This is a genomic window from Streptomyces sp. SD15 (assembly GCF_054462255.1).
In genome coordinates this window covers 51,348-74,400 of sequence record NZ_JBTLMO010000037.1, presented here as the reverse complement: position 1 = coordinate 74,400, position 23,053 = coordinate 51,348, and the positions used below count along the sequence as shown (strand labels likewise).

Genomic DNA, 23,053 nt, shown 5'->3' with positions numbered 1-23,053 from the left:
GGCGGCCCCCACGACTCCCATAGCCCCCACGACTCCCATAGCCCTCACGGTCCTCATGGACCTCACGGCTCTCACGCGTCACTCGCCGCGCCGGAACGGCTGCGGGCGACGATCGAGGAGGCGGCGAAGTTGACGATCAGGGTCATCACGAACAGGGCGAAGCCCGCGGCCATCAGGGCGGACATGCCGAACTCGCTGGCCTCGCCGTAGCGCAGGGCGATCAGCGACGACACCGAACTCGTGCCGGACTGCAGGACGTGCCACTGGACGACGAAGATCTGCGAGATGACCATGTAGACGGCGATGGTCTCGCCGAGCGCCCGGCCGAGCCCGAGCATGGTGCCGCCGATCATGCCGCCCTTGCCGAACGGGAGGACGACGCTGCGGATCATGCCCCAGCGGGTCGCCCCGAGCGCGTACGCGCCCTCCCGTTCACCGGCCGGCGCCTGCGAGAAGACCTCGCGCATGATCGAGCAGATGATCGGCGCGACCATCATGCCGACCACCAGGCCCGCGATGAACGTGGACGAGGTGTAGACGGTCTCGGGCGAGAGCGGGTCGCGCGGGTCCGCGCCGTCGACCTTGAAGACCGGGATCCAGCCGAGGTAGGCGGAGATCCAGCGGGCGGTCGGGAGCACATGGCCCTCGAGGAAGAAGACCCCCCACAGGCCGTACACCACGGACGGGACCGCCGCCATCAGGTCGACGACGCTGATCAGGGTGCGGCGCAGTCGCGGTGGCGCGTACTCGGAGATGTAGAGCGCGGCGCCGGTGGCCAGCGGTACGGCGACCGTGATCGCGACGAGTGCGATGAGGACGGTGCCGAGCAGGATGGCCGCGATGCCGAAGTTGTTCTGGTCCGGCGCCCACGCGGCCGTCGTCAGGAAGGACCAGCCCGCCCGGTCGAGCGCCTGCCAGGCCCGGTACAGCAGAAAGCCGCCGACCAGGAGCATGACGGCGAGCACGAAGCCGCCACCGCTCCGGGCGACGGCACGAAAGACCCGGTCCGGGATCCCGGAGTCCGCGTACAGCTGTCTGGGTACGTCATCGGCCGCGGCGGCTACCGCGGGCCGCGGCTGTCTCCCGAGCAGCGGTCTCTTCAGCGACGGTCTCTTCAGCATGGGCACACGCCCGACGCTGATGCCGCCTCATTGACATGCCCATCCCGAAGGGTTAACGAGGGGTTCCCTGCGGGCAACTTCCGTCATGTCACGCCACTCAGACCTCACCCCATAACTCCGCCCCCATGGTGCCCAGTTCGGGCAGCATCGCCCGGAAGCGCTCGTACGAGGAACGGCACGTGGCGTGTCGTTCGTACGTGCGCGCCGACGCCGCGACGTGACGGCCCGACGCGTCCCAGAGCACCCACACCCAACCGCCGCCCTCGGTGCTGTGCTGGATGCCGCCGCCGGTGTCGGCGTGACGTGTGCACATCCCGGTGAAGGCAGCGCGACATCGCGCGTGCGTGTCCTGCGACATGACGGAGACAGCGACCGAGCGGCCGTTGGGCGCCACTAATCGCCAGCCGAACCGGCCCTCACCGTCTATGTCGATCTGACATCTCATACCCGCCACCGGGACGGCGGGTCTCGCCGTCCTTCCGGACTGCTCCATGTCCCCACCCCCGCCGCCCATTGAGGAGTAAACCCGCAGGTACGGCACTCTGGACGGCATCAGTAATCTACTGAGACGGGAGTGACAGCCGACAGACGAAACTGGTGGCCGGGCACACGCTTCATGTCGAAGTAGCCCCTAGGTAACCCCTAGGAAAGCCAAGGAGAAAGCGCTCGCTGCACGGGTCGGACAACGTTGCCACAAAGGGACGGAAGCGCCCCCATGCGGCACCCGGTCACACAGCGGTCACACGAACTGATCAGCGAGTCAGTGGGCCAGGTCGGTGGGCCAGGGGTCAGTGGGCCAGCACCACGACCGCCGCCCACGCCACCGTGCCCACCACGGCGAGCGGCCACAGCGGACGCCCGCGCTCCCGCTCACCGCTCTCGCCCGTCGGCCGCAGCGAAGGGTCCTGCCACATGGCGGTGATCTCCGCCGCCGTCTTCTCGTACGGGTGGATCAGGTTCAACTTCCGCTCCAGCCAGGGCCATCGCGGGCCGTGGACCGTCCATGCGTCGAAGCTCGCACGATGGCTGTCCACCTTCAATTCGGCTCCCTTGCACCGGACGACCCGTATGTGGTCCCACTCGACGTGCCGGGACCCGCGCAGGCCGTTGACCCACAGCCCGGAGCTGTCGGCGGTGACGCGCCACGCGGCCATACCGGGCAGCGACAGCACACCGACGAGGCCGACCACGACACCCAGCGGATACCGCCACGAGCCGCTGTCGTCGAGGGCGATCGACGCCCCCCACACCACCAGCACGGCACAGGTGAGCCAGTCCACCCAACCCGCCCGCCAGCGCCGTACGGGCACGACGGTGACCTCCACCGCCGCCGCGGCCGCCCCGCGCCGCTCCTCGTACCGCGCCTCCCGGGCGACGGCCCGCCGCTCCGCGGCCGTACGACGCCGCACTCCCCACGCCGACAACGGCCGCACCGGCCCCGTCGACCACGCCACGACCGGCGGCTCACCCGCTTCCTCGGCGGCGCTGACGACGAGGACCTCGGCGCCGTCATAGGGCACTCCGTAGAGAACGGCCTCGCGCAGGGGCCCAGGAGAGTCGACATCGAGCGCGTCGAGAAGCTCCCCCAGATCGTCCTCGTCCTCGTCGTCATCGTCATCGCCGCCGTTCTCCTCCAACTCCCGCAGGGAGACGGTGAACAGCGGCCGCCGCGCCTTCAGGTCGTCCGCGGCGAAGACCTCCGTGTCCCCGCCCGCGTCGTCGCGGACAAGCACGCTCAGCACCGGCGCGGCGTCGCGCCGCAGTACAGCGGCCCGTCGGCGCCCCAGCCATCCCGAGAGCGCCGAGGTCAGGCCGAGCCCGACCGTGAAGTAGCCGACCATCCAGTTGCCCTGCCGGTCGTCGGCCAGGTCCCAGAGGTGCGTGGTGGCCATCAGAATCACCCCGAACACCGCCAGGACGAGACCGAGCGGGAGCAGGAACTTCCCGCGCTCCAGCGGCTTGCCCGCGTCGGGCAGCGGCGCCGTCACCCCGTCGGCCGCCGGCAGGGCCGCCTCCCGCTGCCGCCCCCTACCCGCCAGTCGTACGACGGCCACCGTCCCCGAGGCAACGAGAACCACCACCCCCGACACGGTCACCCCCCACGGCAGCGCGGGCTGCTGCACGAGCAGGACGACGACCAGCGCGGGGGCCGAGACCCGTACGACCTCGGGCCGCACCAGAACCCAGACCACCTGGAGCGGAACCAACGCGGCGAGGAAGGGCCGCACGTCCGCGAGCACCATCGCGAAGAAGGCGGCCGCCAGGGCGAGCCCACTCAGCACGGCGCTGTACCCCGCCCGCGTCCCCACCGGCACCCAGCGCGGTGGCAGGGCGTCCGTCCAGCGCCGCGCCCGCTCACCGTCCCAGGGACGAGTGCCGTCGGGAACCGCGGACGCGAGCAGCCGCAGCGGCCCGTCACCATTCATGTTCATTGATTCCCAGACGTTCGGGCCGGTGGAGCGTGACCCCTCTTTAGCCGAGAAGGCTGTGAAACCGGTCGGCGGTGCCGCCGCCACCGCACAGGTAAGAGAAAAACCGTGAACACTTTCCGCGAAGGTGTTCACGGTTTCCAAGGAAGGTTCCCGGGGGGACAGGTCAGCCCACCGCCAGCAGCACCGCGAGCAGCACCGCCCCGGCGACCGCGGCCCCCATCACCTCGTACGCCCACCGCACACTGACCTCGCCCTGCGCGCCCTCGGCGGCCCCCCGGGCCTCGGCCAGCCGGCGCAGGTCCTCCATGATCTGGTCGCTCTGAGCGCGCGACGGCTCGGCCATCGCCGCGGGCGTACGCCCGCCGCTGTTGGCCTTGGCCCCCCGGGCCTGCCGCCCGGCCGCGCGCTTGCGGGCCCGCAGCGAGACGGGGATCGCCCACAGCTGGTACTTCGTGCCGGAGGTGTCGACGACCTCGTTGGAGTAACTGGACCGCAGCGTGGCGACCGTGCTCCAGGGCAGCACGATGACGCGGAACGGGTTGCGGATGCGCAGCCGGTCCTCGTTCGCGTAGACGGCGGGGCGCAGGGTGAAGGCGCCCACCAACGGCACCAGGAGGAGCAGCGTGGCGAGCGCCACCCACGGCGTGCGGCCGTGCCCCGAGATCAGCGCGTCGATACCGAGCCAGCCGGCGAGGGCGAGCAGCAGTGCGCCGCCTGCGATGCCTGCGGGCGAGCGGTAGACCCGATCCTTCGACTCGGGTCGCGAGGCGTCCGGCACGGGTGACTGGTGGTCCGGGGTCGTCATGCCCCCGATTCTGCCCGACGGCTCGCGGCCGGTTCCCTCGCCCCCGCCGCCCCTACCCGTCCCATCCGTACCTGGGGGCTCCGCCCCCAGACCCCCGTTCGGCCTGAACGGCCTCGTCCTCAAACGCCGGACAGGCTAAAAGATCGCGGCCCGGCACTGAGAGTCCCCGGCCCCGACGGGGCCTTTTAGCCCCGCCGGGGCTATCCAGCCCGTCCGGCGTTTGAGGACGAGCCCTTCGGGCGAAGGCGGGGGTCCAGGGGGCGGCAGCACCCCTTGCGGGGGTCCAGGGGGCGGCAGCGCCCCTTGCGGGGGTCCAGGGGGCGGCAGCGCCCCTTGCGGGGGTCCAGGGGGCGCAGCGCCCCTTGCGGGGGTCCAGGGGGCGCAGCGCCCCTTGCGGGGGTTTGGGGGCGGAGCCCCCAAGGATGGGACGGGTAGGGGCGGCGGGGGCGAAAACCCTCGGCCCGCACACCCACCCCAGGGGTGTACAGCCGCTACGCGCGTAGATATGCTCGGCTGGTGACCATGCCCACCACTGCACCCGCACTCGGCGACGTAACCGCCTCCGACAGCACGCTGCGCCGCTTCCTCCACGGGCTCCCCGGCGTAGACGCGGTCGGCCTGGAGGCGCGCGCCGCCTCGCTCGGCACCCGTTCCATCAAGACCACCGCGAAGGCGTACGCCATCGACCTCGCGATTTCGATGGTCGACCTGACGACGCTGGAAGGCGCGGACACCCCGGGCAAGGTCCGGGCGCTCGGCGCCAAGGCGGTCCACCCGGACCCGACGGACCGCACGGCACCCACGACCGCGGCCGTCTGCGTCTACCCCGACATGGTGGCCACCGCGAAGGCGGCCGTCGCCGGCTCGGGCGTGAAGGTCGCCTCCGTCGCCACCGCGTTCCCCGCGGGCCGCGCCGCGCTCGACGTGAAGCTCGCCGACGTCCGCGACGCGGTCTCCGCGGGCGCCGACGAGATCGACATGGTCATCGACCGCGGAGCGTTCCTCGCGGGCAAGTACATGAAGGTGTACGACGAGATCGTCGCCGTGAAGGAGGCCTCCGGCGAGGCCCGCCTCAAGGTCATCTTCGAGACCGGCGAGCTGTCGACGTACGACAACATTCGCCGCGCGAGCTGGCTCGGCATGCTGGCCGGGGCGGACTTCATCAAGACCTCCACCGGCAAGGTCGCCGTCAACGCGACACCCGCGAACACGCTCCTCATGCTGGAAGCCGTCCGTGACTTCCGCGCCCAGACCGGCATCCAGGTCGGCGTGAAGCCCGCCGGCGGCATCCGCACCACCAAGGACGCCATCAAGTTCCTGGTCCTGGTCAACGAGACCGCGGGCGAGGACTGGCTGGACAACCACTGGTTCCGCTTCGGCGCGTCCTCGCTCCTGAACGACCTGCTGATGCAGCGTCAGAAGCTGGCCACCGGCCGCTACTCCGGCCCCGACTACGTGACGGTGGACTGATCCATCATGGCTTTTGAGTACGCACCCGCACCGGAATCCCGTTCCGTCGTCGACATCGCGCCGTCGTACGGCCTGTTCATCGACGGCGAGTTCACCGAGGCCGCCGACGGCAAGGTCTTCAAGACCATCAGCCCCTCCACCGAAGAGGTCCTCTCCGAAGTCGCCCAGGCGGGCGCGGCGGACGTGGACCGCGCCGTGCAGGCTGCCCGTAAGGCCTTCGAGAAGTGGTCGGCACTGCCCGGCTCCGAGCGCGCCAAGTACCTGTTCCGTATCGCCCGGATCATCCAGGAGCGCTCCCGCGAGCTCGCCGTCCTCGAGACCCTCGACAACGGCAAGCCCATCAAGGAGACGAGGGACGCCGACCTCCCCCTCGTAGCCGCGCACTTCTTCTACTACGCGGGCTGGGCCGACAAGCTCGACCACGCGGGCTTCGGCGCCAACCCGCAGCCGCTGGGCGTCGCCGGCCAGGTCATCCCCTGGAACTTCCCCCTCCTGATGCTGGCGTGGAAGATCGCCCCGGCGCTGGCGACCGGCAACACGGTCGTGCTCAAGCCCGCCGAGACGACTCCCCTCTCCGCACTCTTCTTCGCGGACATCTGCCGCCAGGCGGGCCTCCCCAAGGGCGTCGTCAACATCCTTCCGGGGTACGGCGACACGGGCGCCGCACTCGTCGCGCACCCGGACGTCAACAAGGTCGCCTTCACGGGATCGACGGCCGTCGGCAAGGAGATCGCGCGGACCGTCGCGGGCAGCCGCAAGAAGCTGACCCTCGAACTCGGCGGCAAGGGCGCGAACATCGTCTTCGACGACGCCCCCATCGACCAGGCCGTCGAGGGCATCGTCACCGGTATCTTCTTCAACCAGGGCCAGGTCTGCTGCGCGGGCAGCCGCCTCCTCGTACAGGAGTCGATCCAGGACGAGCTCCTGGACTCGCTCAAGCGGCGCCTGTCGACCCTCCGCCTCGGCGACCCCCTCGACAAGAACACGGACATCGGCGCGATCAACTCCGCCGAGCAGCTCGCACGCATCACCGCGCTCACCGAGCAGGGCGAGGCGGAGGGCGCCGAGCGCTGGTCCCCGGCCTGCGAACTCCCCTCCTCCGGCTACTGGTTCGCCCCGACGCTCTTCACGAACGTCACCCAGGCGCACACCATCGCCCGCGACGAGATCTTCGGCCCGGTGCTGTCCGTCCTCTCCTTCCGCACCCCGGACGAGGCCGTCGCCAAGGCCAACAACTCCCAGTATGGCCTCTCGGCGGGGATCTGGACGGAGAAGGGCTCCCGGATCCTGGCCGTCGCGAGCAAGCTGCGCGCGGGCGTCATCTGGTCCAACACGTTCAACAAGTTCGACCCGACCTCGCCGTTCGGCGGGTACAAGGAGTCGGGCTTCGGCCGCGAGGGCGGCCGCCACGGCCTGGAGGCGTACCTCGATGTCTGATCGACTCTCAGTCTTCAAGACCTACAAGCTGTACGTCGGCGGGAAGTTCCCGCGTTCGGAGAGCGGCCGGGTGTACGAGGTGACGGACCCTAAGGGCAAGTGGCTGGCGAACGCCCCCCTCTCCTCCCGAAAGGACGCCCGTGACGCGGTGGTCGCCGCCCGCAAGGCGTTCGGCGGCTGGTCCGGCGCGACGGCGTACAACCGCGGCCAGGTCCTCTACCGCGTCGCGGAGATGCTGGAGGGCCGCAAGGAGCAGTTCGTACGCGAGGTCGCGGACGCGGAGGGCCTGTCGAAGTCGAAGGCGGCCACCGTCGTCGACGCGGCGATCGACCGCTGGGTCTGGTACGCGGGCTGGACCGACAAGATCGCCCAGGTGGTCGGCGGCGCCAACCCGGTGGCGGGCCCGTACTTCAACCTCTCCTCCCCGGAGCCGACGGGCGTCGTCGCCGTCCTCGCCCCCCAGGAGTCATCGTTCCTGGGCCTGGTCTCGGTGATCGCCCCGGTGATCGCGACCGGCAACACGGTCATCGTGATCGCGAGCGAGAAGTCCCCGCTCCCGGCGCTCTCGCTGGGCGAGGTGCTGGCCACCTCCGACGTCCCCGGCGGCGTGGTCAACGTCCTCTCCGGCAGGACGGCGGAGCTCGCGGCCCCGCTGGCCGCCCACCAGGACGTCAACGCGATCGACCTCGCGGGCGCGGACGACGTACTGGCGAAGGAACTGGAGATCGCGGCGGCGGACAACCTGAAGCGAGTTCTTCGTCCACAGCCTGTGGATTACTCCGCGACTCCCGGTATCGAGCGCCTGACCGCCTTCCTGGAAACGAAGACGGTCTGGCACCCGACGGGCGCACTGGGCGCGTCGGGCTCGTCGTACTGAGGTTTCGGGCTTTCGCGCCCCCGTCAACGAGAGAGCCGCGCATCCCCTCCGTCCGGGGGAAGCGCGGCTCTCTTCTCGTTCCGTCAGTGCAGGAGCCCCGTCGCCTGTCCCAGCACCGGAACGCTGCCCACCGACGGAGCCTGCGCCAGGGGTCGCGTCAGGGCCTGCGACGACAGGGGCTTGAAGTCGGCGAGCTGAGTGTCCACCCCGTTGTCGAGCGGGTCGACCCCGGTGCCCGCGAGCGGGTTGGGCTTGAGGCCCTCGATCGGACCGGTGACATACCCCACCGTGCCGGTGGGCGCCTGCCGACCCGCCTGCGGGTCGACGTTGCCCAGTGAATGGGGCCGGGTGCGCATCACGTCCACGGCGGGGTCCGTGTTCGCGACGGCCGGTGTGGCCGCGGCCGCCACACCGGCAGCGACCACACCGGCCGCGGCGGCAATGCGCACGGTCGTACGAGTCATGGTGGTCTGCGGGGCCGGGTGTCGCGCCATCGGGTTTCCTTTTCGGAGAGCGGAGAGCGGAGAGCAACTGATTCCGCACGCAGGGTAGTTACTCGGCTTCCCCTCCGGGCGGTCCGGGCGGCGGATTCGCCCGTACGGGTCAACAGGCATGCGGACGTCGACCGGACAATCCTCAGGGCAACGGATGGGCGGGGGGATTTGGGCAGGGGATAATGTCCGGAGGCTTGCCGATGGACGGCGAGGCGACATCGAGTCACAGAAGGTACAGAGAATTGGGTTCCCATCCCCCGATACCCACCCGCGTGGTGCTGCTCTGCGGCCCCTCCGGCTCTGGAAAGTCCCTTCTCGCGGCCGACTCCGGGCTTCCCGTGCTCCGCCTCGACGACTTCTACAAAGAGGGCACCGACCCGACGCTGCCCCAGGTGGCGGGCAGTTCCGACATCGACTGGGACCATCCGCAGTCGTGGGACGCGGACACCGCGGTCGCCGCGATCGAGGAGCTGTGCCGCACGGGTCGTACGACCGTCCCCGTGTACGACATCTCCCTCAGCGCCCGTACCGGCGCGGAGGCGCTGCACATCGAGCGGACCCCGCTGTTCATCGCGGAGGGCATCTTCGCCGCCGAGATCGTCGAGCGCTGCCGCGAGCGGGGAGTGCTGGCCGACGCGCTGTGTCTGAGCCGCGGCCCCGTCACGACGTTCCGCCGCCGCTTCCTGCGGGATCTGCGGGAAGGCCGCAAATCGGTGCCGTTCCTGCTGCGCCGCGGCTGGCGCCTGATGCGTGCCGAACGCTCGATCGTCGCGCGCCAGACCGCGCTGGGCGCGCACGCGTGCGACAAGGCCGAGGCCCTGGGCCGCCTGGCCGCGGCGGCCGCGGAACGCCACGCGACGCCGCGCACGACCGCGGTGTAGCCACGGCCGCCGGCTCCCGGCCGCGCCCGCACAACGAAAACGCCCTCACAACGAAACGTCCGCACAACGAAAAGAGGCCCAGGCGGACCCCCCGTCCGCCCGGACCTTTTCTCGTTCCCCCCCGGTGCTCCCCCCGTGGTCCCCCGTGACCCCGTTCCCCCCAGACCCTCAGGCGACAAGCTCCCCGAAGGACTCCTCCTCGTCACGGCCGAAGCTGAGGACCTCGTCCTCACGCATCCGGCGCAGCGACCGCCAGATGCTCGACTTCACCGTGCCGACACTGATGTCGAGGATCTCCGCGATCTCCGGGTCCGTGCGGCCCTCGTAGTAACGAAGGACCAGCATCGTGCGCTGGAGTTCGGGCAGCCGGGCGAGCGCCTGCCACAGCACGGCGCGCAGCTCGGTGCCGCGCATCGCGTCCGTGTCACCGGCGGTCTCCGGCAGTTCCTCGGTCGGGTACTCGTTCAGCTTGCGGCGGCGCCACGCGCTGATGTGCAGATTGGTCATGGTGCGGCGGAGGTAGCCCCCGACCGCGGCCTTGTCACTGATCCGGTCCCAGGCCCTGTACGTCGAGAACAGCGCGCTCTGCAGCAGGTCCTCGGCCTCGAAGCGGTCACCGGTCAGGTGGTAGGCGGTTGCGTACAGGGAGGCGCGGCGCTCCTGGACGTAGGCGGTGAACTCCGCCTCCGACACCGAGCGACGCTCCCCCGTGCCCTCCCCGTACGCGGCTCCCCCGTGAGCCTTCCCCCCGGTGTTGCTTTCCCCCGTGTTGCTTTCCCCCGTGTTGCTTTCCCCCGTGAAAGCGTCAACCACCGTCATGTAACCGGTGTGCTGACGCCCGGTGCCGCGAGCGCACCCCCGCCCGCTCACGGCACCGGACTTCTCCGTGCCCCGGGTGACATCGTGCAGACGCGTGACAACTGCGCTAGCGCTGGTGCTGGTGCTGTGCAGCGTGTTCATCTCGCGCCCCCCGTCGTGGAGTCCCGGTTCTTCGGTGCGTTCCGTCGTGCTTCCTTGCTTGTGTCGAAAAGCTTGCCCGGGCCACTTCATGGCCGTGTCCGCCGACTGTCACAGACCTGTCACAGGGCCCCTCCGCAAGCGCGTCACAGCGTGATCACAGAGAAGCGCGGTAGCACTGCGCGGACGACCGCCAGGTGGCCCCTTCTGTGCGAGAGATGGGTGGGAGCGCTCCAACTGTCGAAAGACTCCCCCACCATGGGCCAGAATGACGTCCGTGCCTTCCCTGTTGCTGATCGAGGACGACGACGCCATCCGTACGGCCCTGGAGCTCTCTTTGACGCGCCAGGGCCACCGTGTGGCCACCGCTGCCACCGGCGAGGACGGTCTGAAACTACTGCGTGAGCAGCGGCCGGATCTGATCGTGCTGGACGTGATGCTGCCCGGCATCGACGGGTTCGAGGTGTGCCGACGCATCCGGCGCACGGACCAGCTGCCGATCATTCTGCTGACCGCGCGCAGCGACGACATCGACATCGTGGTCGGGCTCGAGTCCGGCGCCGACGACTATGTCGTGAAACCCGTGCAGGGCCGGGTGCTCGACGCCCGTATCAGGGCCGTCCTGCGGCGCGGGGAACGCGAGGCCACCGACTCGGCGACCTTCGGCTCCCTCGTCATCGACCGCGCGGCGATGACGGTCACCAAGAACGGCGAGGATCTGCAACTGACGCCCACCGAGCTGCGGCTGCTCCTCGAGCTGAGCCGGCGGCCCGGACAGGCCCTGTCCCGGCAGCAGTTGCTGCGCCTGGTCTGGGAGCACGACTACCTGGGCGACTCACGTCTGGTGGACGCGTGCGTCCAGCGCCTGCGCGCGAAGGTCGAGGACGTCCCCTCCTCGCCCACCCTGATCCGCACGGTCCGCGGGGTCGGCTACCGACTGGACTCTCCTCAGTGACCAAACCGCACGACAAGCTCCGCGGCTGGGCCGCGGCGCGCAAGGCGCTACTGGCGGGTCTGCGCTTCACCAGTCTGCGGCTGCGCCTGGTCGTGGTGTTCGGGCTCGTCGCGCTCACGGCCGCGGTATCGGCGTCGGGCATCGCCTACTGGCTCAACCGCGAGGCCGTGCTGACGCGTACGCAGGACGCGGTGCTGCGCGACTTCGAGCAGGAGATGCGCAATCACGCGAGCCTGTTGCCGGTGCACCCGGCGCAGGACGAACTGCAGCGCACGGCCGGACAGATGGCGAGCAGCAGCCAGCGCTTCAGCGTGCTGCTGATCGCCGAGGACGAGAGCGGCAAGACCGTCGTAGGCAACTCCGAGCTGGACGCCTTCACGCTGGAGGACGTACCCGAGTCCCTCCAGAAGGCGGTGAACAAGGAGCAGCCGCTCACCTCGAACAACAAGTCCGCTCATCACCTGTACTGGCAGCGGATCACCGACCACGACAAGCCGTACCTCGTGGGCGGCGCGAAGGTGATCGGTGGCACGACGACCGGATACATGCTCAAGTCGCTGGAGCCGGAGGCCAAGGACCTCAACTCCCTGGCCTGGTCGCTCGGTATCGCCACCGGCCTGGCGCTGATCGGCTCGGCGCTGCTGGCCCAGGCCGCCGCGACGACGGTCCTCAAGCCGGTGCACCGCCTGGGCACCGCCGCCCGCCGCCTCGGCGAGGGCAAGCTCGACACCCGGCTGCGGGTGTCGGGGACCGATGAACTCGCCGACCTCGCCCGCACGTTCAACCGGACGGCAGAAGCCCTGGAGAAGCGGGTGGCGGACATGAGCGCGCGGGAGGAGGCCTCCCGCCGCTTCGTGGCGGACATGTCGCACGAACTCCGCACTCCCCTGACGGCGATCACCGCCGTCACCGAAGTCCTCGAAGAGGAACTGGACGCGGAGACGGGCAGCGTCGACCCGATGATCGAACCGGCCGTACGGCTCGTCGTCAGCGAGACCCGCCGCCTGGGCGACCTCGTCGAGAACCTCATGGAGGTCACTCGCTTCGACGCGGGCACCGCCCGACTCGTCCTGGACGACGTGGACATCGCCGACCAGATCACCGCGTGCATCGACGCACGCGCCTGGCTGGACGCGGTGGAACTGGACGCGGAGCGGGGCATCATGGCGCGCCTCGACCCGCGCCGCCTGGACGTGATCCTGGCGAACCTGATCGGCAACGCGCTCAAGCACGGCGGCAGTCCGGTCCGTGTGTCGGTCCGCATGGAAACGGACGACCTGGTCATCGAGGTGCAGGACCACGGGCCCGGTATCCCCGAGGACGTCCTCCCGCACGTCTTCGACCGCTTCTACAAGGCGAGCGCGTCGCGCCCCCGCTCGGAGGGCAGCGGTCTCGGCCTCTCCATCGCGCTGGAGAACGCGCACATCCACGGAGGCGAGATCACCGCGGCGAACGCGCCCAAGGGGGGCGCGGTGTTCACGCTCCGGCTCCCGCAGGACACGTCGGAGCTGCTCGCCGACGACGAGCGCGAGCGGAACGGAAACGGGACCGGGAACGGGACCGGGAAGGGGAAGGGAACGGAGGGCACCGCCGGATGACGACCGTACGACGTCCACTTTGGCCGACCGCCGCACTGCCGGTCGCGCTGCTGGTCGCGCTGCTCGCGGGCTGCGGCATCCGCTCCACCCAGGTCCCGACGGACTTCGGCCCGGCGCCCTCCCGGGTGCCGTGTGCCCTGTCCGGCCAGGACATCTCCACGCAGACCTCGCACGGCGTCCCGGTCCAGGTCTTCCTGCTCTGCTCCGGGCAACTGGTGACGGTCGACCGGTCCGTGAGCGTTCCCGACGGTACGGCGGAGGCGGCGCGGCGTGTTCTGGTGGCACAGGGGCTCCTCGACGAGCTCTCCGAAACACCCTCCACACCCGAGCAGCAGGCGGGCTACACGACGGACGTGCGCGGCGGCATGACGGTGAGCGGTCCCGGGCCCAAGGACCCGGAGGGCACGCTCCGGCTGAGCACCCCTCCGCAGGACCTGACGTCCGCCGCCCTCGCCCAGATCGTCTGCACCTTCTCCGACTCCGCCGCCGCCCAGGACGACGGCTCGGTCGTCCTCGGCCCCGACACGGGCCCCCTACGGCGCTACGAGTGCACCCCCGACGTCCGCTCCGCCCCCGCGACGAAGTCCCCTCCGTCCACGACGGTCGACGGCACCTGAGGGTTCTCGCCCCCGCCAGGCATCCCAGCCCGTCATGGAGGTCCCCCCTGCTCGAGCGAAGCCGAGAGCGTGGGGGAGGGGAGGGGCGGCGGGAGCGAGCCAACCACCCCGTCCATGTGGCGCATCCCTCACCCGCCGGCCCCAAGCTCACCAACAACCCGGAACCGATCCCGCCGAACACCGCGTCTTGGGAGGCGTGCAACGTCAAGGCGAAGGCGGCGGCAGCGCCGCGATCCGCGTCCGTGCGGCAGGAGTCCTCCTCCTCGTCGCGCACCTCGCGCTCGTCGCCTGGATCACACTGCGCCCCCTGAACGTCCCCTGGGTGAGCCCCGCGAACCTACGCCCGTTCGCCAGTATCAGAGCCGACCTCGATCTCGGCCCCGCCGAGGCCGCCCGCCGTATCGCGGAGGGCCTCGCCCTGCTCGCCCCACTCGGCGTACTGCTCCCGATGGCCGGCGGCAGGCTCGCCGCCTCCCCGCTCGGCTCCCTGGTCCGCACGGTCGCCGCGGGCGCCCTGCTCTCCCTGGGCATCGAACTCCTGCAGACCGGCGTCCCCGGCCAGGTCGTGGACGTCGACTCGCTGCTGCTCAACACCGTCGGCGTGGCCCTGGCCCACCTCGCGATCGTGCCCGCCACCAGGGCCAGGCTCCGCCGCCGGGCCGAGACTCGACGTCGCGCGGCCCTCCGTCGGGAGGACGCGCCTCAGGGTCGGACCCCGACGATTCCCAGGGTCGGGATCGCACCGTAGAGCGACGCTTCGCCCCCCTTCGTCACCATAGCGTTGAGGACGTTGAAGACAACGAAGCCGGGAACCACACCCTCCGGCACTCAACCACCCACGGTTCACGAAGGAGCCGCCATGTCCCGCCTCGCCCGCCCCACCAACGGCCGCATGATCGGCGGAGTGTGCGCCGCGCTGGCGCACCGCTTCGGCACCTCCGCGACCACGATGCGCGTGATCTTCGTGCTCTCCTGCCTGCTCCCGGGCCCGCAGTTCCTGCTCTACATAGCGCTGTGGATCCTGTTCCCGTCCGAGGACAAGGCCCGCACTGCCTGGTAGTCACCGTGCCCACCTCCCTCACCGAACAGCGCGACACGCCGGTGGGGCGCACCCCGAACAGAGTGCGCCCCACCGGCGTTCGTACAGCGGTGGACTCAGCCGAGCGGCAGCCCGTTCACCACCGGCAGGCCCTTCAGGGGCAGTCCTCCGAGCAGCCCGCCCACCGGCGTGGTCGGCCCGCCGGCGAGCCGCTTCTCGGCGGCGGCCTTCTTCTTGGCGGCCGACTGGGCCGCGTCCCGACCCGTGCCGCGCGTGCTCTTCCCCTTGGTCACCGCCTTCCCCGAACCGGGGAGTGTCGACGCGGCGTTCTGCGCGGGCAGCGTCCGGGTGACGGTGTCCAGCGCCTTGGAGGTGTCCGGCACGGCCGGCGCGGCGTTCGCGGCACCGGTGCCGACGGCGGCGAAGGCAGCACCGAGAGCGGCGACACCGAGGGTCTTGGCAGCAGACTGCTTCATATGCAATGCGTCCTTGGATCCGTGTGACGGGAATGTGAGCGGTCCAAAACCGTAAACACGCAAGCCCCTCCTCCGCAAACATCAAAAGCAGTCGAGTCATGAAGGAGGAACGAGGGAGAAGTGAAGAACCGGCTGGCTCCCATCCCTCCGATCAGGCCTGATCCTCCAAAGAACCGCTGGTGGAGGCGGTCTGCTGGAACAGCCATTCGGATTTAAGTTCCGCATATCCGGGTTTGATCACGTCATTGATCATGGCCAGTCTTTCATCGAAAGGAATGAATGCCGACTTCATAGCATTGACCGAGAACCACTGCACGTCGTCGAGCGAATAACCGAACACCTCGACAAGATGCTCGAATTCGCGACTCATGCTCGTTCCCGACATGAGCCGATTATCGGTGTTCACCGTGGCCCGGAAATGCAGCCGCCGGAGCAGCCCGATCGGGTGGTCCGCATAGGAATCGGCTGCGCCGGTCTGGAGGTTGGAGCTGGGGCACAGCTCCAGCGGGATCCGCTTGTCGCGGACGTACGACGCGAGCCGCCCGAGCTTCACCGAGCCGTCCGCCGCGACCTGGATGTCGTCGATGATCCGGACGCCGTGGCCGAGCCGGTCGGCGCCGCACCACTGGAGCGCCTGCCAGATGGACGGAAGGCCGAAGCCCTCGCCGGCGTGGATGGTGAAGTGGTTGTTCTCCCGCTTGAGGTACTCGAACGCGTCGAGGTGCCGGGTGGGCGGGAACCCGGCCTCGGCACCGGCGATGTCGAAGCCGACGACGCCCAGGTCCCGGTAGCGGTTGGCCAGTTCCGCGATCTCCAGCGCGCGGGCCGCGTGCCGCATGGCGGTCAGCAGGGCGCCCACCCGAATCCGGTGGCCGTTCTCCCGCGCGCGCCGCTCGCCCTCCCGGAAACCCTCGTTGACCGCCTCGACGACCTCTTCGAGGGTGAGCCCCGTCTCGAGGTGCTGCTCGGGCGCGTACCGCACCTCGGCGTACACGACACCGTCCTCGGCGAGGTCCTCGGCGCACTCGGCTGCGACCCGTACGAGCGCCTCACGGGTCTGCATGACGGCACAGGTGTGGGCGAAGGTCTCCAGGTATCGCTCCAGGGATCCGGAGTCGGCGGCCTCGCGGAACCACACGCCGAGTTTGTCGGGGTCGCTCTCGGGGAGGCTCGAGTAGCCTGTGGCGTGGGCGAGTTCGACGATCGTCCCGGGGCGCAGGCCCCCGTCGAGGTGATCGTGCAGCAGGACCTTGGGCGCCCGGCGGATCTGCTCCGAGCTCGGGGTGTTCCGGATCTGGCTCGTCATTTTCGCACTGTAGCCCCTACGCGCGTAGATCTCCTGTCGCGCCGATCCGTCGATATGTAACGGTGACCCTGCGGACGGGTGGCGTACACCACCACTTCTGACACTGTTCTGACATGGCAACGCAAGCGACGCCGGTTCGCAGGACACGGCTGGGGAAGGCGCTCGGCACCGAGCCGACGGCGGTCAGCGGAGTGGTTCTGCTGCTCCCCGGCGGCGACGAGATCTCCGCCCGCAGGCCCTCCCCCATGCTGTCGGCCGCCTCCGTAAGGACGTTGGGGCGCCGTCTCACGCGCGCGGGGCGCACGGAAGGCCTGGTCGGCCACGTGGTGCACTACCGCTATCGCGGCTGGAACGGCAGCGAGGCGCATCTCGCGGGCGACGCGTCCTGGGCCGCCGACGAGGTCGTACGCCGCTATGGAGACGTCCCGGTGTGCCTCGTCGGGGTGAACATGGGAGGCCGGGCGGCGCTGCGCGCGGCCGGGCACAGCGCCGTCAACTCGGTGCTGGCGCTCGCACCTTGGCTGCCCGAGGCGGACGTGGCGGCGCCACCCGAACCGGTGAAACAGCTCGCCGGGCGACGCGTGCTGATCGTGCACGGCACCAACGACGAGCGCACCGACCCGGAGCTGTCCTTCCGGCTCGCGGCGCGCGCCAAGAAGTCCCACCGCGACATCTGCCGCTTCGAGGTCCACTCCGACGGGCACGGGCTGCACCAGTACCGGTCCGAAGTCCACGCGCTGGCCGAGGACTTCGTCATGGGCGCGCTGTTCGGGCGTGACTTCGCGCGCCCGGTCGAGGACGCGTTCGCGGCACCGCCGCCGTTGGGGTTGCGGATGCCGCTCGCCTCCGGGTTCGGGAAGGCGTCGCGTCGCTGAGTCGTGCGTCTTCTGCGGTTCGTGGGGGACGGTCGCGCCCACGCGGCGGAGCCGCGCCCGGTCACGGCCCCGCTCCCCCGCGGGGCGCTCCCGGCGCCGTCAGTCCGGGAGCAGGTGGCCCCTTCTCGACAGCAGGAACTTCTTGAAGGCGGCCACGGGTGGCGTGTCCGGGTGGCCGTCGAGCCAGGCGACGCCGATCTCGCGCACCGCGCGCGGGGCGGTCACCGTCAGTTCGACGACTCCGGGGCGGGCGACGGCCGGCGGCGGCAGGAGGGCGACCCCGAGACCGGCGGCGACCAGGCCTCGTAGCGTCTCCGCCTCCTCCCCCTCGAAGGCGATCCGCGGCTTGAAGCCGGCCTCCTGGCAGAGGTCGTCGGTGATGCGGCGCATACCGTAGCCGGGCTCGAGGGTCACGAACGTCTCGTCGGCGGCCTCGGCGAGCCGGATCCGTTTACGGGCGGCGAGACGGTGGTCGGCCGGGACCACGAGCCGGAGCTTCTGTTCGTCGAGGCGGCGGCCCACCAGGTCGGGCGCGTCCGGTACCGGCGAGGTCAGACACAGGTCCAGCTCTCCCGAGCGCAACCCCTCCAGCATCGCCTCGCCGTAGTTCTGGACGAGGCTGAAGCGGACGCGGGGGTGGTCGGCGCGGAAGGCGCGGATGAGCCCGGGGACCGTTTCCGACCCCATGGTGTGCAGGAAGCCGAACGCGACCTTGCCGGTGGCCTGGTCGGCGTCCGCGCGCACCTCGTCGGCGGCGCGCTCGATCTCGGCGAGGGCGCGTTCGACGGAGGCGAGGAACGTACGGCCCGCGGGAGTGAGGGAGACCGTACGGCCACGGCGAGCGAACAGGTCCACGCCCAGGTCCTGTTCGAGCCGGACCATGGCCCGCGACAGCGTCGACTGCGGGACCTGCATCTCCTGCGCGGCCCTCGTGACGTGCTCGGTGCGGGCGACCCCGGCGAAGTACGCGAGGCGTGGAGCAAGCACCGCGACAATGTCTTCTGTGTCACTGGACGGTGACAGGTGAGCCTGTGACCTCTGCTGATGCGCCATGGGAACGATTATGGCGTTTCCATGCATTGGACGGATGAGCGGCGGGTCCTTAGGTTCGAAGCATGCCTTCCGCCAGTACCGGGGCGTCCACCACCGTGGGCGCCACCGCTTCCGTCACCGCCTCCGTCCCTGTCGTCGACTCCCGTATGGCCCCGGGCGGGCCCGGCTACCGCCGGATGAGCTTCGCCCTCTTCCTCGCGGGTGTCGCGACCTTCGCGCTCCTCTACTCCACCCAGGCCCTCCTCCCACTCGTCTCCTCGGACTTCGGGGTCACCGCGAGCGAGGCGAGCTGGACGGTGTCGGCCGCGACGGGCGCACTGGCCCTGTTCGTCCTGCCGATGAGCGCCCTTTCGGAGCGGTTCGGACGGCGTACGGTCATGACGGCGTCGCTGGCGGTCGCGGTGGGCGTCGGCATCCTTGTCCCCTTCGCCCCGTCGATCGGCGCGCTGGTGGCGCTGCGGGCGATCCAGGGCGCGGCCCTCGCCGGACTTCCGGCGTCGGCGACCGCGTATCTGGCCGAGGAGGTCCGGCCCAAGGCGCTGATCACCGCGATCGGTCTGTTCGTCGCGGGCAACAGCGTCGGCGGGATGAGCGGCCGGGTCATCACCGGCTGGGTCGCGCAGGAGTGGGGCTGGCGGGTGGCCGTCGGCACGATCGGGGCGATCGCCGTGGCCTGCGCGGTGGCCTTCCGGCTGCTGCTGCCCGCGCCGAAGCACTTCACGCCGGGTTCGCTGCGGCCGCGGGTGCTGGCCCGCACGGTCCGCGAACACCTCGCGAACCCGCTGCTGTGCCGTCTGTACGCCATCGGCGCGCTGTTCATGACGGTCTTCGGCGGGGTCTACACGGTGATCGGCTACCGCTTGACCGACGCCCCGTTCTCCCTCCCCCAGGGCATCATCGGCTCGATCTTCCTGGTCTATCTGGTCGGTACGGTCTCGGCGTCCACGGCGGGCACGCTGGTCGCCCGGCTGGGCCGCCGCGGCTCCCTGTACCTGGCGGGCGGCACGACCACCGCCGGTCTGATCCTGTCGCTGGCCGACTCGCTGATACTGGTCCTGCTCGGTCTGGTCCTGATCACCGCGGGCTTCTTCGCGGGCCACGCGGTCGCCTCGTCGTCGGTGAGCCACACCGCCACCCAGGGCCGCGCACAGGCGTCCGCCCTCTACCAGTCCGCCTACTACATCGGCTCCAGCGCCGGCAGCACCCTCGGCGCCGTCGCCTTCCACGCGGGCGGCTGGGCCGGCACGGTGACGCTCGGACTGCTCGCGGTCCTCGGCGTCGTGTCGATCACGGTGTTCGGGTCGCACGCGGCGCGGGTGCAGGCCCGGAGCAAGCCGGCGCTGGCGCACTGAGACCTGCCCTTCGGCTCGTACGTTCCCCCTGGTCGGAGCCCGTTGTCAGCGGTGGCGCATAACCTCCGCTCGATCAACTGGCCCGAGCAGGGGGATTGTTCATGGAGTTCCGGACCGATCGCGGCGACTTCGCCGAAGCCGTGGCCTGGGCGGCCCGTACGCTGCCCGCGCGCTCACCCGTACCGGTGCTGGGCGGACTGCTCCTGGAGGCCGGTCGGGGGCGGCTGAGCATCTCCGGGTTCGACTTCGAGGCGGCGGCCCGCATCGAGACCGACGCCGAGACGGGGGCGGCCGGGCAGGTGCTCGTCCTGGGCCGCAGGCTGCTGGACATCTGCCGGGTCCTGCCCGAGGGGCCGGTGAACTGCGCGGTGGAGGGCTCACGGTTCACGGTGGAGGCGGGCGGCACCCGGTTCGGGCTGTCGACGCTGCCCACGGACGAGTACCCCGTGCTGCCCGTGCCGCCCGAGCCGCGGGGCACCGTGGACGCCGCCGCGTTCGCGACCGCCGTGTCCCAGGTCGCCGTGGCCGCCGGGCGCGACGACACCCTGCCGGTTCTCACCGGCGTACAACTGCGCCTGTCCGGCGAGGAGATGACGCTGTCCGCGTCGGACCGTTACCGGTACGCGGTGCGCACCCTGCCCTGGAAGCCGCAAGCGGCTCTCGACGAGGCAGTGGAGGCGCTGCTGCCCGCGCGGCGGCTGCACGAGATCGCCCGCTCGCTGGCCCGCTGCGGTGACGTACGCATCGGGTTCACCCCTGCGGGTGGCGGCATGAGCGGCATGATCGGCTTCGAGGGCGGGTCGATGCGCACGGCCGTGCGGCTGATGGAGGGGCGGCTGCCGCGGCACGGCTCGCTGTTCTCGGTGCCGGACGCGGCGGTCGCGGAGGTGGAGTGCGGGGCGCTGGCGGAGGCCGTGCGGCGGGTGGCCGTGGTCGCCGAGGAGAACAGTCCGGTGCGGCTGGACTTCTCCGGCGCCGAGGGGGGATCCGTGCTGCTGCGCGCCGGTTACGCCGACGACGTGGCCTCCCAGCGGCTGTCGGCCACGCTGACCGGCGCGGACGAGGTGACGGTGGCCTTCAACCCGGCGTATCTGCTGGACGCCCTGAACTCCTTCGAGGCGCCGCGGGTACGGGTGGAGCTGTTGGGGCCGGGGCAACGGGCGCTGCTCAGTGAGGCCGGGACCGCATCCGGTGCTGAGCCGGGCGCAGGGCATCGGCATCTGCTCATGTCCGTGAAGCAACTGGTCTGACCTGCGCTTTTTGCCACTCCGGGGGCCATTGTCAGTGGGCTGCGGTAGCTTCCGAAGTGCTGGCGCAAAGACGCGCCGGCAAGGCGGTGCGACGGGAAAGCCACAGGGGTGGGTTGGCCATGAGCGACGGTACGGCGACGACGACAGACCTGGACGTCCGACTGGAGAAGCACCGGATCGAGCTGACCGGGTACTGCTATCGGATGCTCGGCTCCTCCTTCGAGGCGGAGGACGCGGTGCAGGACACGATGGTCCGCGCCTGGCGGAGCTACGACAAGTTCGAGGGCCGCTCGTCGATCCGCTCCTGGCTGTACCGCATCGCGACGAACGTGTGTCTGGACATGCTGAACGCGGGCAACAAGAGGGCGCGTCCGATGGATCTGACCGGCCCCTCGCCGCTGGCCCAGGCGGCCCTCACCCCGCGCCCGGACAACACCTGGCTGGAGCCGATGCCCGACGCCCGCGTACTGCCGACGATCAGCGACCCGGCCGAGGCGGCGGTGGCCAAGGAGTCGGTGCGCCTCGCCTTCATGGCCGCCCTGCAGCAGCTGCCGCCCAAGCAGCGGGCCGTGCTCATCCTGCGCGAGGTCCTCGCGTGGAAGGCGAGCGAGGTCGCCGAGCTGCTCGGCACCTCGGTCGCCTCGGTCAACAGCGCGCTCCAGCGGGCCCGCGCGACCCTCGCGGAGAGCGAAGGCACCGAGGGCGCCGTCTCCGACCCGCTCGACGAGGAACAGCAGAAGCTCCTGGAGCGGTACGTGGCCGCGTTCGAGGGGTACGACATGGCGGCGCTGACGGCGCTGCTCCACGAGGACGCGGTCATGACGATGCCGCCGTTCGACCTGTGGCTGCGCGGCACGGCCGACATCACCGGCTTCATGACGACGCTGGGCGCCTCCTGCGCGGGCTCGCGCCTGCGGCCGGTGTCGGTGAACGGTCTGCCGGGCTTCGCGCACTACAAGCCGGACCCCGAGGGCGGCTTCAGCGCCTGGGCGATTCAGGCCCTGGAGATCTCAGGCGGCCGGATCACCGGGTTCCACTGCTTCCTCGACACCAAGCGCTGGTTCCCACTCTTCGGCCTGCCCCTCCATCTCGAAGCGGAGGCCCACCAGATCGAGTAGGGCGCGCAGGGGCGGGGCGGGGTCGCGCAGACGTATGCGGCCCCCGGCCCGCCGTGCGGCCAGCTCCATCCTGGCCAGCACGTCGACCGTGCCCAGACCGGGCGGCCCGAGCCCCGCGACATCGCAGACGACGACCCCGGCCCGGGTCGCTTCCAGCCGCGCCCGCACGTCGTCGCAGAGCCTCGGCACCTCGTCACGGGCGACGGGGCCGGGCAGCACGAGTACGGCGGGTTCCTTGGCGTCCACGGTCAGTAGACCGACCGGGGGCGCGGAACTCATCGGAGGGGGCGGCCGGGGCGTGGTCTGCCGTTACTCGGCGGGGAACTCACCGGTGTCGATGACGAGGTCGAAGGGGGCGGGGAGCTTGATGGCCTCGCCGAACTTTGCGGTGCTGAGCGGGCGGTAGACCTCGCCCTTCGGTTCTCCGTAGAGCGTCGCGGTGGGGCCTTCGGGCGCCCAGCGGTCGACGAGGAGGTAGAGCGGGATGCCCGCGGTGGCGTAAGTGGCCGGTTTGCTGATGCGGTCGTGGCGAGCGTTGGACTTGGAGGTGACCTCGACGACGAGTTCGGCCAGGGCGGCCGGAATGTGGGTGTCCGTCCCCGTGCCCTCCCGCAGCGGAGCCACCACGATGTCCGGCATGAGCATGCCCAGGCGCGGCGGCACGACGATGGCCAGCCTCTGGAAGACTCCCCAGTCCTCGGGGATCACGGAGTAGAGGCGGCGCTGGATGCATGCCGCGATCACGTGGTGGCGGCACGCGGGAGCAGGTGCCACCGTGATGATCCCCTCGACGATCTCCACCTTGCTGCCCTCAGGCCATTCCATCTCCTCCCAGAACCGGACGAGGTCGTCCCAGCTCTGGTCGGGGTCCTCGCTGACAGTGAATGCGCTCACGGAGGTCTCCTATCGGTGCGTCACCGACTCCAGCACGCCGAAACGG

General features: G+C 70.6%; 24 protein-coding genes. 13 read left to right on the top strand and 11 right to left on the bottom strand.

The window, feature by feature from the left end; genetic code table 11:
- Window positions 1-71: 71 nt before the first annotated feature.
- The 4 genes from pstC to ACX28W_RS30670 all read right to left on the bottom strand — a co-directional run bounded on the left by pstC (window position 72) and on the right by ACX28W_RS30670 (window position 4,358).
- Window positions 72-1,121: a phosphate ABC transporter permease subunit PstC gene (pstC, locus tag ACX28W_RS30685; protein WP_459003049.1), complete on the bottom strand. Its 1,050-nt coding sequence runs from the start codon at window positions 1,119-1,121 to the stop codon at window positions 72-74.
- 97 nt (window positions 1,122-1,218) lie between these two features.
- Entirely contained in the window at window positions 1,219-1,434 is a 216-nt protein-coding gene (locus ACX28W_RS30680; protein WP_459003033.1) for a hypothetical protein, read from the bottom strand.
- 475 nt (window positions 1,435-1,909) lie between these two features.
- Window positions 1,910-3,547 carry a hypothetical protein gene (locus ACX28W_RS30675; RefSeq protein WP_459003031.1) on the bottom strand — a complete coding sequence of 546 codons (1,638 nt, stop codon included), beginning with the start codon at window positions 3,545-3,547 and terminating at the stop codon, window positions 1,910-1,912.
- A 169-nt stretch (window positions 3,548-3,716) separates the two neighbouring features.
- The gene (locus ACX28W_RS30670; RefSeq protein WP_459003030.1) at window positions 3,717-4,358 is read right to left on the bottom strand and encodes a PH domain-containing protein; all 642 of its coding nucleotides are present in this window, start codon (window positions 4,356-4,358) and stop codon (window positions 3,717-3,719) included.
- A 522-nt stretch (window positions 4,359-4,880) separates the two neighbouring features.
- Here ACX28W_RS30670 and deoC point away from each other — a divergent pair.
- The 3 genes from deoC to ACX28W_RS30655 are packed head-to-tail and all read left to right on the top strand — an operon-like array spanning window position 4,881 to window position 8,142.
- Complete coding sequence (gene deoC, locus ACX28W_RS30665; RefSeq protein WP_459003048.1) at window positions 4,881-5,828, top strand: deoxyribose-phosphate aldolase; 948 nt, start codon at window positions 4,881-4,883, stop codon at window positions 5,826-5,828.
- 6 nt (window positions 5,829-5,834) lie between these two features.
- Window positions 5,835-7,265: an aldehyde dehydrogenase family protein gene (locus ACX28W_RS30660; protein ID WP_459003029.1), complete on the top strand. Its 1,431-nt coding sequence runs from the start codon at window positions 5,835-5,837 to the stop codon at window positions 7,263-7,265.
- A complete protein-coding gene (locus tag ACX28W_RS30655; RefSeq protein ID WP_459003028.1) occupies window positions 7,258-8,142 on the top strand; it encodes an aldehyde dehydrogenase family protein in 885 nt (294 codons plus the stop codon). Before ACX28W_RS30660 ends, ACX28W_RS30655 begins: the two co-directional genes overlap by 8 nt.
- A gap of 83 nt (window positions 8,143-8,225) precedes the next feature.
- On the opposite strand, the gene ACX28W_RS30650 is transcribed toward ACX28W_RS30655, so the two are convergent.
- Complete coding sequence (locus tag ACX28W_RS30650) at window positions 8,226-8,636, bottom strand: hypothetical protein (RefSeq protein WP_459003027.1); 411 nt, start codon at window positions 8,634-8,636, stop codon at window positions 8,226-8,228.
- Window positions 8,637-8,878: 242 nt separating this feature from the next.
- Between ACX28W_RS30650 and ACX28W_RS30645 the strand changes: the two genes are divergently transcribed.
- Window positions 8,879-9,517, top strand: coding sequence for a uridine kinase family protein (locus tag ACX28W_RS30645; protein WP_459003026.1), 639 nt, complete (start codon window positions 8,879-8,881; stop codon window positions 9,515-9,517).
- Between the two features lie 168 nt (window positions 9,518-9,685).
- Here the strand turns inward: ACX28W_RS30645 and ACX28W_RS30640 are convergent, their stop codons facing one another.
- Window positions 9,686-10,477: a SigE family RNA polymerase sigma factor gene (locus ACX28W_RS30640; protein ID WP_459003025.1), complete on the bottom strand. Its 792-nt coding sequence runs from the start codon at window positions 10,475-10,477 to the stop codon at window positions 9,686-9,688.
- A 274-nt stretch (window positions 10,478-10,751) separates the two neighbouring features.
- Here ACX28W_RS30640 and afsQ1 point away from each other — a divergent pair, with 274 nt between their 5' ends.
- From afsQ1 to ACX28W_RS30615, 5 genes are all read left to right on the top strand, one after another.
- Window positions 10,752-11,429, top strand: a complete 678-nt coding sequence (gene afsQ1 / locus ACX28W_RS30635) for a two-component system response regulator AfsQ1 (protein WP_459003024.1) — start codon at window positions 10,752-10,754, stop codon at window positions 11,427-11,429.
- Window positions 11,426-13,027, top strand: a complete 1,602-nt coding sequence (locus tag ACX28W_RS30630; RefSeq protein ID WP_459003023.1) for an ATP-binding protein — start codon at window positions 11,426-11,428, stop codon at window positions 13,025-13,027. Before afsQ1 ends, ACX28W_RS30630 begins: the two co-directional genes overlap by 4 nt.
- The gene (locus ACX28W_RS30625) at window positions 13,024-13,644 is read left to right on the top strand and encodes a hypothetical protein (RefSeq protein WP_459003022.1); all 621 of its coding nucleotides are present in this window, start codon (window positions 13,024-13,026) and stop codon (window positions 13,642-13,644) included. Before ACX28W_RS30630 ends, ACX28W_RS30625 begins: the two co-directional genes overlap by 4 nt.
- A gap of 196 nt (window positions 13,645-13,840) precedes the next feature.
- Window positions 13,841-14,392: a VanZ family protein gene (locus ACX28W_RS30620; protein WP_459003021.1), complete on the top strand. Its 552-nt coding sequence runs from the start codon at window positions 13,841-13,843 to the stop codon at window positions 14,390-14,392.
- Window positions 14,393-14,503: 111 nt separating this feature from the next.
- On the top strand, window positions 14,504-14,704 hold the full coding sequence (locus tag ACX28W_RS30615) for a PspC domain-containing protein (protein WP_459003020.1): 201 nt from the start codon (window positions 14,504-14,506) through the stop codon (window positions 14,702-14,704).
- Between the two features lie 95 nt (window positions 14,705-14,799).
- Here the strand turns inward: ACX28W_RS30615 and ACX28W_RS30610 are convergent, their stop codons facing one another.
- Complete coding sequence (locus ACX28W_RS30610; RefSeq protein ID WP_459003019.1) at window positions 14,800-15,159, bottom strand: ATP-binding protein; 360 nt, start codon at window positions 15,157-15,159, stop codon at window positions 14,800-14,802.
- Window positions 15,160-15,310: 151 nt separating this feature from the next.
- A complete protein-coding gene (locus ACX28W_RS30605; protein WP_459003017.1) occupies window positions 15,311-16,465 on the bottom strand; it encodes an adenosine deaminase in 1,155 nt (384 codons plus the stop codon).
- A gap of 113 nt (window positions 16,466-16,578) precedes the next feature.
- Between ACX28W_RS30605 and ACX28W_RS30600 the strand changes: the two genes are divergently transcribed.
- Window positions 16,579-17,340, top strand: coding sequence for an alpha/beta hydrolase family protein (locus tag ACX28W_RS30600; RefSeq protein ID WP_459003016.1), 762 nt, complete (start codon window positions 16,579-16,581; stop codon window positions 17,338-17,340).
- 99 nt (window positions 17,341-17,439) lie between these two features.
- On the opposite strand, the gene ACX28W_RS30595 is transcribed toward ACX28W_RS30600, so the two are convergent.
- The gene (locus ACX28W_RS30595) at window positions 17,440-18,393 is read right to left on the bottom strand and encodes a LysR family transcriptional regulator (RefSeq protein ID WP_459003015.1); all 954 of its coding nucleotides are present in this window, start codon (window positions 18,391-18,393) and stop codon (window positions 17,440-17,442) included.
- Window positions 18,394-18,455: 62 nt separating this feature from the next.
- Here ACX28W_RS30595 and ACX28W_RS30590 point away from each other — a divergent pair, with 62 nt between their 5' ends.
- The 3 genes from ACX28W_RS30590 to ACX28W_RS30580 all read left to right on the top strand — a co-directional run bounded on the left by ACX28W_RS30590 (window position 18,456) and on the right by ACX28W_RS30580 (window position 22,113).
- On the top strand, window positions 18,456-19,745 hold the full coding sequence (locus ACX28W_RS30590; RefSeq protein ID WP_459003014.1) for an MFS transporter: 1,290 nt from the start codon (window positions 18,456-18,458) through the stop codon (window positions 19,743-19,745).
- A gap of 101 nt (window positions 19,746-19,846) precedes the next feature.
- Complete coding sequence (gene dnaN, locus ACX28W_RS30585) at window positions 19,847-20,995, top strand: DNA polymerase III subunit beta (RefSeq protein ID WP_459003013.1); 1,149 nt, start codon at window positions 19,847-19,849, stop codon at window positions 20,993-20,995.
- Between the two features lie 119 nt (window positions 20,996-21,114).
- Window positions 21,115-22,113, top strand: coding sequence for a sigma-70 family RNA polymerase sigma factor (locus ACX28W_RS30580; protein ID WP_459003012.1), 999 nt, complete (start codon window positions 21,115-21,117; stop codon window positions 22,111-22,113).
- Here the strand turns inward: ACX28W_RS30580 and ACX28W_RS30575 are convergent.
- Both ACX28W_RS30575 and ACX28W_RS30570 read right to left on the bottom strand, forming a co-directional pair.
- The gene (locus ACX28W_RS30575) at window positions 22,006-22,392 is read right to left on the bottom strand and encodes an STAS domain-containing protein (protein ID WP_459003011.1); all 387 of its coding nucleotides are present in this window, start codon (window positions 22,390-22,392) and stop codon (window positions 22,006-22,008) included. The genes ACX28W_RS30580 and ACX28W_RS30575 overlap by 108 nt on opposite strands.
- Before the next feature lie 30 nt (window positions 22,393-22,422).
- The gene (locus tag ACX28W_RS30570) at window positions 22,423-23,007 is read right to left on the bottom strand and encodes a Uma2 family endonuclease (RefSeq protein WP_459003010.1); all 585 of its coding nucleotides are present in this window, start codon (window positions 23,005-23,007) and stop codon (window positions 22,423-22,425) included.
- Window positions 23,008-23,053 lie beyond the last annotated feature (46 nt).

Bases quoted from the DNA above. Each gene is read 5' to 3' on its own strand.
- pstC (WP_459003049.1), bottom strand. From the start codon at position 1,121: ATGCTGAAGAGACCGTCGCTGAAGAGACCGCTGCTCGGGAGACAGCCG.
- ACX28W_RS30680 (WP_459003033.1), bottom strand. From the start codon at position 1,434: ATGTGCACACGTCACGCCGACACCGGCGGCGGCATCCAGCACAGCACC.
- ACX28W_RS30675 (WP_459003031.1), bottom strand. From the start codon at position 3,547: ATGAATGGTGACGGGCCGCTGCGGCTGCTCGCGTCCGCGGTTCCCGAC.
- ACX28W_RS30670 (WP_459003030.1), bottom strand. From the start codon at position 4,358: ATGACGACCCCGGACCACCAGTCACCCGTGCCGGACGCCTCGCGACCC.
- deoC (WP_459003048.1), top strand. From the start codon at position 4,881: ATGCCCACCACTGCACCCGCACTCGGCGACGTAACCGCCTCCGACAGC.
- ACX28W_RS30660 (WP_459003029.1), top strand. From the start codon at position 5,835: ATGGCTTTTGAGTACGCACCCGCACCGGAATCCCGTTCCGTCGTCGAC.
- ACX28W_RS30655 (WP_459003028.1), top strand. From the start codon at position 7,258: ATGTCTGATCGACTCTCAGTCTTCAAGACCTACAAGCTGTACGTCGGC.
- ACX28W_RS30650 (WP_459003027.1), bottom strand. From the start codon at position 8,636: ATGGCGCGACACCCGGCCCCGCAGACCACCATGACTCGTACGACCGTG.
- ACX28W_RS30640 (WP_459003025.1), bottom strand. From the start codon at position 10,477: ATGAACACGCTGCACAGCACCAGCACCAGCGCTAGCGCAGTTGTCACG.
- ACX28W_RS30625 (WP_459003022.1), top strand. From the start codon at position 13,024: ATGACGACCGTACGACGTCCACTTTGGCCGACCGCCGCACTGCCGGTC.
- ACX28W_RS30615 (WP_459003020.1), top strand. From the start codon at position 14,504: ATGTCCCGCCTCGCCCGCCCCACCAACGGCCGCATGATCGGCGGAGTG.
- ACX28W_RS30610 (WP_459003019.1), bottom strand. From the start codon at position 15,159: ATGAAGCAGTCTGCTGCCAAGACCCTCGGTGTCGCCGCTCTCGGTGCT.
- ACX28W_RS30605 (WP_459003017.1), bottom strand. From the start codon at position 16,465: ATGACGAGCCAGATCCGGAACACCCCGAGCTCGGAGCAGATCCGCCGG.
- ACX28W_RS30600 (WP_459003016.1), top strand. From the start codon at position 16,579: ATGGCAACGCAAGCGACGCCGGTTCGCAGGACACGGCTGGGGAAGGCG.
- ACX28W_RS30595 (WP_459003015.1), bottom strand. From the start codon at position 18,393: ATGGCGCATCAGCAGAGGTCACAGGCTCACCTGTCACCGTCCAGTGAC.
- ACX28W_RS30590 (WP_459003014.1), top strand. From the start codon at position 18,456: ATGCCTTCCGCCAGTACCGGGGCGTCCACCACCGTGGGCGCCACCGCT.
- dnaN (WP_459003013.1), top strand. From the start codon at position 19,847: ATGGAGTTCCGGACCGATCGCGGCGACTTCGCCGAAGCCGTGGCCTGG.
- ACX28W_RS30580 (WP_459003012.1), top strand. From the start codon at position 21,115: ATGAGCGACGGTACGGCGACGACGACAGACCTGGACGTCCGACTGGAG.
- ACX28W_RS30575 (WP_459003011.1), bottom strand. From the start codon at position 22,392: ATGAGTTCCGCGCCCCCGGTCGGTCTACTGACCGTGGACGCCAAGGAA.